General features: G+C 65.2%; 12 protein-coding genes. 10 read left to right on the top strand and 2 right to left on the bottom strand.

What is annotated here, in order from left to right; genetic code table 11:
• The 9 genes from AC1DVM_RS21340 to AC1DVM_RS21300 all read left to right on the top strand — a co-directional run.
• The coding region (locus AC1DVM_RS21340) for a TIGR02302 family protein (protein ID WP_477257829.1) at nt 1-2,138 on the top strand (2,138 nt) is incomplete at its 5' end.
• Between the two features lie 73 nt (nt 2,139-2,211).
• Nucleotides 2,212-2,403 carry a twin transmembrane helix small protein gene (locus AC1DVM_RS21335; RefSeq protein WP_477257827.1) on the top strand — a complete coding sequence of 64 codons (192 nt, stop codon included), beginning with the start codon at nt 2,212-2,214 and terminating at the stop codon, nt 2,401-2,403.
• Between the two features lie 112 nt (nt 2,404-2,515).
• Nucleotides 2,516-3,094 carry an acyloxyacyl hydrolase gene (locus AC1DVM_RS21330; protein ID WP_477257825.1) on the top strand — a complete coding sequence of 193 codons (579 nt, stop codon included), beginning with the start codon at nt 2,516-2,518 and terminating at the stop codon, nt 3,092-3,094.
• A 21-nt stretch (nt 3,095-3,115) separates the two neighbouring features.
• Nucleotides 3,116-3,691, top strand: coding sequence for a cob(I)yrinic acid a,c-diamide adenosyltransferase (locus AC1DVM_RS21325; protein WP_477257823.1), 576 nt, complete (start codon nt 3,116-3,118; stop codon nt 3,689-3,691).
• A 9-nt stretch (nt 3,692-3,700) separates the two neighbouring features.
• Nucleotides 3,701-4,408, top strand: a complete 708-nt coding sequence (locus AC1DVM_RS21320; protein ID WP_477257821.1) for a rhomboid family intramembrane serine protease — start codon at nt 3,701-3,703, stop codon at nt 4,406-4,408.
• A gap of 103 nt (nt 4,409-4,511) precedes the next feature.
• Nucleotides 4,512-5,261, top strand: coding sequence for an electron transfer flavoprotein subunit beta/FixA family protein (locus AC1DVM_RS21315; RefSeq protein WP_477257819.1), 750 nt, complete (start codon nt 4,512-4,514; stop codon nt 5,259-5,261).
• A 14-nt stretch (nt 5,262-5,275) separates the two neighbouring features.
• Nucleotides 5,276-6,217, top strand: coding sequence for an electron transfer flavoprotein subunit alpha/FixB family protein (locus AC1DVM_RS21310; protein ID WP_477257817.1), 942 nt, complete (start codon nt 5,276-5,278; stop codon nt 6,215-6,217).
• Between the two features lie 80 nt (nt 6,218-6,297).
• Nucleotides 6,298-7,179 carry a 3-hydroxybutyryl-CoA dehydrogenase gene (locus AC1DVM_RS21305; RefSeq protein ID WP_477257815.1) on the top strand — a complete coding sequence of 294 codons (882 nt, stop codon included), beginning with the start codon at nt 6,298-6,300 and terminating at the stop codon, nt 7,177-7,179.
• A gap of 61 nt (nt 7,180-7,240) precedes the next feature.
• Nucleotides 7,241-8,236, top strand: coding sequence for a c-type cytochrome (locus AC1DVM_RS21300; RefSeq protein ID WP_477257813.1), 996 nt, complete (start codon nt 7,241-7,243; stop codon nt 8,234-8,236).
• On the opposite strand, the gene AC1DVM_RS21295 is transcribed toward AC1DVM_RS21300, so the two are convergent.
• Nucleotides 8,233-8,751 carry a DedA family protein gene (locus tag AC1DVM_RS21295; protein ID WP_477257811.1) on the bottom strand — a complete coding sequence of 173 codons (519 nt, stop codon included), beginning with the start codon at nt 8,749-8,751 and terminating at the stop codon, nt 8,233-8,235. The two genes, AC1DVM_RS21300 and AC1DVM_RS21295, sit on opposite strands and share 4 nt — an antisense overlap.
• Before the next feature lie 191 nt (nt 8,752-8,942).
• On the opposite strand from AC1DVM_RS21295, the gene AC1DVM_RS21290 reads away from it, so the two are divergent.
• Nucleotides 8,943-9,512 carry an HNH endonuclease gene (locus AC1DVM_RS21290; RefSeq protein WP_477257809.1) on the top strand — a complete coding sequence of 190 codons (570 nt, stop codon included), beginning with the start codon at nt 8,943-8,945 and terminating at the stop codon, nt 9,510-9,512.
• Nucleotides 9,513-9,516: 4 nt separating this feature from the next.
• Here the strand turns inward: AC1DVM_RS21290 and AC1DVM_RS21285 are convergent.
• A partial coding sequence (locus AC1DVM_RS21285; protein ID WP_477257831.1) for a disulfide bond formation protein B occupies nt 9,517-9,654 on the bottom strand: 138 nt, incomplete at its 5' end.

Raw genomic sequence — 9,654 nt, 5'->3', positions numbered from 1 at the left:
GCTACGCCCTGCGGGCGGTGGCGGTATTGGCGCTCGTTGCGAGCGCGTTCGTGGCGGGACCCGAAATGGGACCGCGCATCACCGCGGCCTTCGACTGGCGTCAGCCCGCCGAGGCGGGTCCGGCCTTCCGGATCGACGGCTGGGTGGACCCGCCGCTCTACACTCGCGCGCCTCCCGTCATGATCGATCTCGCCAAGAGCCACACCTTGCGCGCGCCCATCCGCTCGACGGTCGTGATCCGCATCGCCGGCGAGGGCACGGCCGACGTCGCGGCAAGCGCCGGTCTCGCGCCCCTCCCCCCGAAGCAAGGCGCGCGGACGGACCTGCGCGAGGAGCGTTTCACGCTCGAGGGCAACGCCGACATCACCATCAAGACGGGGTTTGCCAGCACGGCCCGCCTCACCTTCGAGGCCATCCCCGACCGGGCGCCGGAAATAGCCTTTTCGGGGCCGCCGGAGGCCAACGACAAAGGCGGGTTCACCCTTTCCTACAAGGGGCGTGATGATTACGGCATCGCCTCGATCGAGGGCCCGGTGGAGCGCTCCGGCAGCCTCGCAGGTCGCACCCTTGTGCCTGCCCCCACGCTCTCTCTGGCGATCCCCAGCCATGAGGATAATGCGCCCGAGACGCGCTCGCTCGTCGATCTGTCGAGCCATGCCTGGGCCGGCGCCCAGGTTCGCATCCGGCTACGTGTGAAGGACGAGGCCGGCCAGGAGGCCATGAGCGATTCCGTCGAGTTCACCCTGCCGCAGCGGCCCTTCTCCAATCCTCTGGCGAAAGCGCTCGTTGAACAGCGCCGCAACCTCATTCTTGCGCCGGACGATCGCAAACGCGTCCAGACCGCGTTGGATGCCCTGCTGATCGAGCCCGAAACCTTCACCCCCCAATGGGGCGTGTTCATGGGCCTGAAACTTGGCGCCGACCGCCTGCGCCGGGCCCGCACCGACGAGGCCCTCGTCGAAGTGGCGGATTGGCTGTGGACCATGGCTCTGCAGATCGAGGACGGCAACCTGTCGGACAGCGAGCAGCAATTGCGGGCCGCTCAGGACCGGTTGAAGGAGGCCATGGACCGCGGCGCGTCCGACGACGAGATCCGGCGCCTGACCGACGAATTGCGCCAGGCCATGGACCGCTTCCTGCGGGAATTCGCCCAGCGCATGCAGGATAATCCCACGGCGCAGGATCCCAACGCGCGCCAGCCCGACCGGGTGATTTCCCAGAACGACCTCAACCGCATGCTCGAACGGATGGAAGACGCCATGCGGCGCGGTGACATGGCCGAGGCCGAGCGCCTGCTCAATGAGCTTCGCAACATCCTGGAGAACCTGCGGACCGCCCAGCCCAACAGCCGGATGACCGACCCCCTCGGCCGCGAGATGCAGCAATCGATGCGCGACCTCGAGGACATGGCGCGCGACCAGCAGAACCTACGGGACGACACGTTCCGGGAGGGCCAGAACCGGCGGATGCAGCAGGGCGATCGGAGCCGGCAGCAGCGCCCGGGGCAGCGGCAGCGCGGTCAGCCGGGCGAACCCGGCGACGATCAGGAACAGGCCGAGAATGGCGACAATGGCGAGCAGGGAGACCAGCAGCAGCAAGGCCAGGGTCTAAGCCAGAGGCAGCAGGCCCTCCGGGAGCGCCTGCGCGAATTGCAGCGGCGGATGCAGGGCCAGGGAATGCAGAACGAGCAGGGTCTCGGGGACGCCGAGGACGCCATGCGCGAGGCCGAGGGCGCGCTCGGCCAGGGGCAGGACGGCGAAGCGGTCGATGCCCAGGGCCGCGCTCTCGAAGGCCTGCGGCGAGGCATGCAGGGCATGGCCCAGCAAATGCAGCAGATGCAGCAGGGCCAACAGGGGCAGCAAGGTCAGCAGGGTCAGCAGGGCGGCGAGCAGCCGGGCGATCAGGGGGGCAATCAGTCCGATCCCATGGGAACCCGGCGGGCGGGAACGCCGGACGACGACCCGCTCGGCCGACCCACGCGCTCGCGCGAGGCGTCCGAGGGCCGGACAATTGTGGATCCCGGCGGCGCCGCCGAACGGGCCGCGCGCATTCTCGACGAGCTTCGGCGCAAGCTCGGCGACCCCACCCGATCCCAGGACGAGCTGGATTATTTCGACCGGTTGCTGCGGCGCAATTGACAACTTGCCCGTGCACTTGCGCTGATGGGCGGTTCGCGCCACCTTCCGCGCCGCTTTTCCTCGTGGGAACCCTATGACCAGTTTCGTCGATCTTCTCGTCCCGCTCGCCGTTCTTGCCGTCGCAATCGTCCTCGTGCTGGGACTTTTCAACATGCTGCGCGGCGGCAATGCGAACACGTCCCAGCGACTCATGCGCATTCGCGTGCTGCTGCAATTCGTGGCCATCATCATCATTATGGGCGTCATCTGGTGGCGCGCGGTTTGATCGGCCCGTATTGACAGCATCCTTTCGGCATCCTCTATAAGACTTCATTAGCCATGGTTCGATATGTTGCCGTGGCCACATTCTCTTTGATTCACATTGGAACGACCCCCGTATGCGTTTGGGCACAGTTACAGGTCTGAGCCTTTTGCTCGCAGCCGCGGTGGCCCCTTGCGCCCTGGCGCAGGACTGGAAAAAGCCGGCCGGTAACCAACCAGGCCTGCTTTCGGAGTTCCGGTTCGGTTTTTCGGCGCAGGATCCCTGGGGAACTGACGGGCGCGGCAACTCTGCCAATCTCACGGGCGAAATCTTGTTCGCCAAGCCGTTCACGGCCTCCGACCTTTTCACCAGTTACTTCATTCCCCGTCCCCATGTGGGCGGCAGCCTGAACTTCGACGGCCAGACGAGCTTTGCGTATGCGGGCCTGTCCTGGAGCGTGGACATCACGCCGCAGCTCTTCGTGGAAGGCAGCCTCGGCGGCGCGTTCCACGACGGCGAGACCCGCACGCGCGGCCCGCGCAACCTCGAAACTCTGGGGTGCTCGCCGCTCTTCCGCGAATCCGGTTCGGTGGGTGTCAGGCTTTCGGCGAACTGGAGCGTGATGGCGACGCTCGAACACCTGACCAATGCCGGCGCATGCTCCGACAATCGCGGCCTGACCAATGTGGGCGCACGGGTCGGCTATACGTTCTGACCACATATTCTGGAGAGCCCCATGGTGGTTCTGAACCGGATTTATACCCGCACGGGCGATACCGGGACGACGGCTCTCGCAGCGGGAGGGCGTCGGCCGAAATATGATCTTCGCATCGAGGCTTACGGCACGGTCGACGAGACCAATGCGTGCCTCGGCCTCGTTCGCCTGCACACGTCGGGCGACCCGCTCGATGCCGTTTTGAGCCGCATTCAGAACGATCTGTTCGATCTCGGCTCCGACCTGGCGACGGTCGAGACCGGCAAGCCACTTCCCTACGCGCCCCTGCGCATCACCCAAGGTCAGGTCGATCGACTCGAGCACGAGATCGATGACATGAACGCGCATCTGTCGACCTTGCGGTCCTTCGTGCTGCCGGGTGGAACCGCCGCCGCCGCGGCACTCCATCTGGCGCGGACGGTCTGCCGCCGCGCGGAACGCCGCGTGGTCGAACTCGCCGGGAAGCCGAACGAGGTCGTGTCGCCCGAAGCGGTGCGCTATCTGAACCGCCTGTCGGATCTGCTTTTCGTAGCGTCACGCTACATCAACGACAAAGGCGCGCTCGACGTCCTCTGGGTCCCCGGCCAGAACCGCTGACGCTGGATCATGTTTCTCCCGCTCCATGACGGCGTCCCGCTGAAGAACCTGAAGACGCCGCTCGGGACGCGCACGCTGATCGTCGCCTGCGTCGCCATCTACTTTCTGACGTTTCACACCCCCATCGGCGCGGACGAGATGGTGGCGGGTTTCGGACTGATTCCGGCGGTTCTGTTCGGCGCCGAAATCCTGCCTTCCGGCTTTCCCTTCGTGCCTGTGGAATTGACGCTGGCGACGAACATCTTCCTGCACGGATCGATGTTTCACCTGATCGGCAACATGCTGTTTCTGTGGGTGTTCGGCGACAATGTCGAAGACGCCATGGGGCATTGGCGCTTTCTTGTGTTCTTCGTCCTGTGCGGAACGGCCGCCAGCATTCTCCATGCGGTGATCGACCCGGCCTCCCACCGCCCCTTGATCGGTGCTTCGGGGGGCGTGTCGGGCATCGTCGCGGCCTATCTCATCCTGTATCCGCGGGTGCGGATCTGGGCCCTGTTCCTGAACGGCCTGCCGCTGCGGCTTCCCGCCTATTGGGCGATCGGGTTCTGGTTCGTCCTGCAATTCGCCTCGGCCTTCTTCAGCGCGGATGACGGCGTGGGGTGGTTTGCGCATCTGGGCGGGTTTATCGCGGGCGCGCTGCTGACGCCGTTGATGCGCCGTCGTTACGACCCGCTCCTCGCGCGCGTCCGGGCGCAGGAAGTGCAAGCGCCGCGTTGACAAACATCGTCTGCGATATAGGGTCCCGGCAACCATTTCCCTGCCCGTCCGGATAGGCGGCGATGCGCTTCATCCGGGCTGATCTTGCGATGAGGACAGCTCCATGAAGCTTCTGGTGTGTGTGAAGCGCGTTGTGGATTACAACGTGAAAATCCGTGTGAAGGGCGACGGCTCCGGGGTCGAGCTGGCGAACGTCAAGATGTCGATGAATCCCTTCGACGAGATCGCCGTCGAGGAAGCCATCCGTCTCAAGGAACAGGGCAAGGCCAGCGAGATCGTCGCAGTGTCGATCGGCCCGCAGCAGGCGGGCGAGACCCTCCGCACGGCTCTGGCCATGGGGGCCGATCGCGGCATCCTCGTCAAGACCGACGCCACCGTTGAGCCTCTCGCCGTCGCCAAGCTTCTGCAGAAGGTCGTCGAGCAGGAGAAGCCCGATCTGGTCATCCTGGGCAAGCAGGCGATCGACGACGACGCCAACCAGACCGGCCAGATGCTGGCGGCCCTGCTGGGCTGGCCGCAGGGCACCTTCGCGTTCCGGATTGCGCCGGCCGACGGCACCATCGACGTGACCCGCGAGGTCGATGGCGGCCTGCAGACCGTGGGCCTCAAGCTCCCTGCGATCGTCACCACGGACCTGCGCCTGAACGAGCCACGCTACGCGAGCCTGCCCAACATCATGAAGGCCAAGAAGAAGCCCCTCGATGAAACTTCCCCCGAGGCGCTCGGAATCGACATCACGCCGCGTCTCAAGGTGCTCAAGACCGCCGAGCCCGGCGGTCGCAAGGCGGGCGTCAAGGTCGGCTCGGTGGCCGAACTCGTCGACAAGCTGAAGAACGAAGCCGGCGTGCTCTGAGAAGGATCGAACGAATGACCACTTTGCTGATCGCCGAGCACGACAACGCTCATCTCAAGGACGCCACCCACAAGGCGCTCTCGGCCGCAAAGGCCCTTGGCGCGCCGGTTCATGTGCTGGTTGCCGGCGCCGATGCGAAGGCCGCGGCGGACGCGGCGGCGAAACTCGACGGCATCGAGAAGGTGCTGCTGGCCGACGCGCCGTCCTACGCACACCAGCTCGCCGAGCCTGTCGCCGCCCTGATCGTGTCGCTGGCCGGAAACTATGACGCCATCGTCGCGGCGGCGACCACCACGGGCAAGAACGTGCTGCCACGGGTGGCGGCCCTCCTCGACGTGATGCAGATTTCGGACATCACCAAGGTGGTGTCGCCCGACACCTTCGAGCGCCCGATCTATGCGGGCAACGCCATCCAGACCGTGCAGGCGACGGATTCGAAGAAAATCATCACGGTGCGGATCTCGGCCTTCCCGGCGGCGGCCGAGGGCGGTTCGGCGCCCATCGAGACCGTGACCGCTGCGGCGGACCCGCAGATTTCGACCTTCAAGGGCGAGGAGATCGCCCAGACCGATCGGCCGGAGCTGACCTCGGCCAAGATCATCATCTCGGGCGGACGTTCGCTCGGCTCGGCCGAGAACTTCGCCAAGTATATCGAGCCCATCGCCGACAAGCTCGGCGCCGCCATGGGGGCGAGCCGCGCCGCGGTCGATGCGGGCTACGCGCCCAACGACTGGCAGGTGGGACAGACCGGCAAGGTGGTGGCCCCCCAGCTCTACATCGCGGTCGGCATCTCGGGCGCGATTCAGCATCTTGCCGGCATGAAGGATTCCAAGGTGATCGTCGCCATCAACAAGGACGAGGAGGCGCCGATTTTCCAGGTCGCCGATTATGGACTCGTCGGCGACCTCTTCACGATCCTCCCCCAGCTGCAAGAAGAGTTGACCAAAGCCGGGTAATGGGGTCAGGAATGTGAATGTCCTGGGCGGCGGCGCCGTCCGGGCCCTTTTCATGACGAGCGTCCGAGGCGACAGGCACGATGGGTATCGAGATCAAAACCGTGGGCGTGATCGGTGCTGGCCAGATGGGCTCCGGCATCGCCCATGTCTGCTCGCTCGCAGGTTTCGACGTTCGCCTGCACGATCTCTCGGAAGAGCGCATCAATGCCGGCCTCGCGACCATCACCGGCAACATGGCCCGGCAGGTCTCCAAGGAAGCCATCACCGACGCGGAGCGAAAGACGGCGCTTGCGCGGATCGTCGCGGCCCCGACCTATGACGATCTGGCGGTGTGCGACATCGTCATCGAGGCTGCGACCGAGAACGAGGAAGTGAAGCGCAAGATCTTCACAGCCCTGTGCCCGTCCCTGCGACCGCACACGATGATCGCCACCAACACGTCATCGATCTCGATCACCCGCCTTGCAGCCTCGACCGACCGGCCCGAGCGTTTCATCGGCATCCACTTCATGAACCCTGTGCCGGTCATGCAGCTCGTGGAGCTGATCCGCGGCATCGCCACCGAAGACCCCACCTACGAATCCGCCAAGGAATTCATCGGCAAGCTCGGCAAGACCACGACGGTGTCGGAGGATTTCCCGGCTTTCATCGTCAACCGGATCCTGCTGCCGATGATCAACGAGGCGATCTATACGCTCTATGAAGGCGTCGGTTCGGTCGAGGCCATCGACACGGCCATGCGGCTGGGCGCCAACCACCCCATGGGGCCGCTGCAGCTGGCCGATTTCATCGGCCTCGATACCTGCCTGTCGGTCATGCAGGTGCTGCATGAGGGGCTGGCGGATTCAAAGTACCGCCCCTGCCCGCTCCTGGTGAAATACGTCGAGGCCGGATGGCTGGGCCGCAAGGCGAAACGCGGCTTCTACGATTATCGCGGCGAGAAGCCGGTCCCGACCCGCTAAAATACTGTTCGATCTCCAGCCGAGCTGGCAGGATGGCGTCCGCCAATGCCGGGGGGCCCGCATGTTCGAACGCCTGTTAGGCGCGATTCTTTGCCTGCTCGTTGCGTTCCTGCCGGCGCCGGGCGCGCGGGCTGAGAGGTCGCCGCTTGAGCCTGACCCTTTCTGGAATGTCCCCGATATCGGATCCCTGCCCGACGACGAAAATGGTCGCCTCGTGAGGCGTGGCCGCGATCTCATCACGGCCACCTACGCGCATATCGGGCCGAATGTCCCCGACGTCCAGAAACGCTACGCCGGGAACAATCTCGCCTGCCGCAATTGCCACCTGGATGCGGGCGCCAAGAGGTTCGGCAATCCGCTATGGGGCCTCATTGACCAGTTTCCGCGATACGATGCGGAGAGCGGCCAATCGATCCGGATCGCGCAGCGGCTGAATTCATGCATGACCCGAAGCATGAACGGCCGGCCGCTTGCCGAAACAGCGCCGGAAATGCGCGCAATGGTCGCCTATATCGAGTTCCTGTCGGTCGGCGTGAAGCCGGGTCAGATTCTCACCGGGTATGGCGCAGGCGACATGCCGGAACTCGACCGACCGGCCGATCCCGTGCGGGGTGCCTCGCTCTACGGGCAGAATTGCGCCATGTGCCATGCTCCCGATGGAAGCGGCCTTCGTCGCCTGAGCGCGGAGCCGGATTTCGGCTATATGGTGCCGCCCCTGTGGGGACCGGACAGCTTCAATAACGGCGCCGGGATGAACCGCCTCGGTACGGTGGCGAACTTCGTCCATGACAACATGCCGAACGGCACCAGTTACGTCATGCCGCGATTGTCGCCGGAGGATGCCTGGGACGTCGCGGCTTTCGTGGTGTCCCAGCCGCGCCCCGTGAAGCCGGATCTCGCCAAGGATTATCCCGATCTTCTCCAGAAGCCCGCGGACACGCCTTATGGTCCCTATGCGGACAGCTTCACCCCGCAACAGCATGTCTACGGCCCGTTCGGTCCGATCCGCGAGGAGATCGCCCGGCTGAAAGCCTCAGGCACGGTCCCCAAGCGCTAGACGAAGCGGCGGAACAGGTCCGTGAAGTAATACGGGCCGAGCGCCCAGAGCCCCGCCCACAAGGCTGCTCCCAGTGCGTTGGCGACGACGAAGTGGTGCCAGGGCATGCCCGCCGACCCCGCGACGAGACCGTTGAGCTGGCGGAGCACCATCACGAAGCGAGCCCCCAGCACCATCAGGAAGCCTCGGGTCTGCGCGAGGCGCTCCACCCGGGCGAGGCGCTCGGGCGTCAGTTTGACGAGCGGGCCGTAACGCACCAGCAGCTTGCGGCCGCCGAAACGGCCGATGAGAAATCCGGTGCTGTCTCCCAGGAGACCGCCTAGAAAAGCGGCCAGAAACACGTGTCCGAGGGCAAGATCGCCGCGCGTGGCGAGCAGCGACGCCGCAATCAGGGCGCTTTCGCCGGGCAGCGGCGCGCCGAAGGACTCGAAATAGATCACCACGAACAGCGCCATCACGCCGTAGAGCATGATCGCGTGCTCGATATCGGCGGCCGCGTGTTGAAAAAAGGTCATGGGACGATGGGCCGCCGGGGGGATCGGGCTCCCCGGCTCTCCCGGCAAGGCCCGGCAGGCCAGGCAAATTTGCGGCATTTCGGCTTTCTTGTGGGTGCGTCATAGAGTTGCCGCAGCCCCGCTTCACAACAGCGTCGCAATTCCTGTAGTCTTCTCATACGGGGTGCTGCTCTTCTGACCGAGGAGATACGGTGACGATACACGTCCAGCCTGTTGTGCGACCGGAGGCCTGCCCGGCCCTCGTTCTCAATGCCGATTACCGGCCCTTGAGTTACTACCCGCTGTCGATCTGGTGCTGGCAGGACGCCATCAAGGCGGTGTTTCTCGATCGGGTCAACATCGTGTCGGAATACGACAAGACGGTCCGAAGTCCCTCCTTCGAAATCCGCCTGCCCTCGGTGATTTCTCTCAAGACCTACGTCAAGCCGTCGCGACACCCGGCCTTCACCCGCTTCAACGTCTTCCTGCGCGACCGGTTTACCTGCCAATATTGCGGCACCCGCGAGGATCTGACCTTCGACCACGTCATCCCCCGCTCCAAGGGCGGCCAGACCACCTGGGACAATGTCGTGGCCGCCTGCGCACCCTGCAATCTGCGAAAGGGCGACCGCCTGCCCAGCCACGTCGAGATGTGGCCCCGCCAAAGCCCCTTCGCGCCGACCCTGCAGGATCTGCATTCCAACGGCCGGCTGTTTCCGCCGAACTACCTGCACGACAGCTGGCTCGATTATCTCTACTGGGACAGCGAACTGGAGCCCTGAGGCCTCACGGGCGCCGCGCCGCCACCCAGGCGACGGCCGCGAGCGCCAGCGAGATCAGCACGTTCCACCCGGCGAGCGACAGGCCGAGAAACCGCCATGCAGCCTCCGTGCAGCTCACGACCCTGATGGTGTTGAGCTGGCT

The sequence above is a fragment of the Microvirga sp. P4_A5 genome (genome assembly GCF_056402495.1).
This window is presented reverse-complemented; position numbering and strand designations above follow the sequence as displayed.

Coding starts and splice junctions, on each gene's coding strand:
- AC1DVM_RS21320 (WP_477257821.1), top strand. CDS start 3,701: ATGTTTCTCCCGCTCCATGACGGCGTCCCGCTGAAGAACCTGAAGACG.
- AC1DVM_RS21325 (WP_477257823.1), top strand. CDS start 3,116: ATGGTGGTTCTGAACCGGATTTATACCCGCACGGGCGATACCGGGACG.
- AC1DVM_RS21305 (WP_477257815.1), top strand. CDS start 6,298: ATGGGTATCGAGATCAAAACCGTGGGCGTGATCGGTGCTGGCCAGATG.
- AC1DVM_RS21335 (WP_477257827.1), top strand. CDS start 2,212: ATGACCAGTTTCGTCGATCTTCTCGTCCCGCTCGCCGTTCTTGCCGTC.
- AC1DVM_RS21330 (WP_477257825.1), top strand. CDS start 2,516: ATGCGTTTGGGCACAGTTACAGGTCTGAGCCTTTTGCTCGCAGCCGCG.
- AC1DVM_RS21300 (WP_477257813.1), top strand. CDS start 7,241: ATGTTCGAACGCCTGTTAGGCGCGATTCTTTGCCTGCTCGTTGCGTTC.
- AC1DVM_RS21310 (WP_477257817.1), top strand. CDS start 5,276: ATGACCACTTTGCTGATCGCCGAGCACGACAACGCTCATCTCAAGGAC.
- AC1DVM_RS21295 (WP_477257811.1), bottom strand. CDS start 8,751: ATGACCTTTTTTCAACACGCGGCCGCCGATATCGAGCACGCGATCATG.
- AC1DVM_RS21315 (WP_477257819.1), top strand. CDS start 4,512: ATGAAGCTTCTGGTGTGTGTGAAGCGCGTTGTGGATTACAACGTGAAA.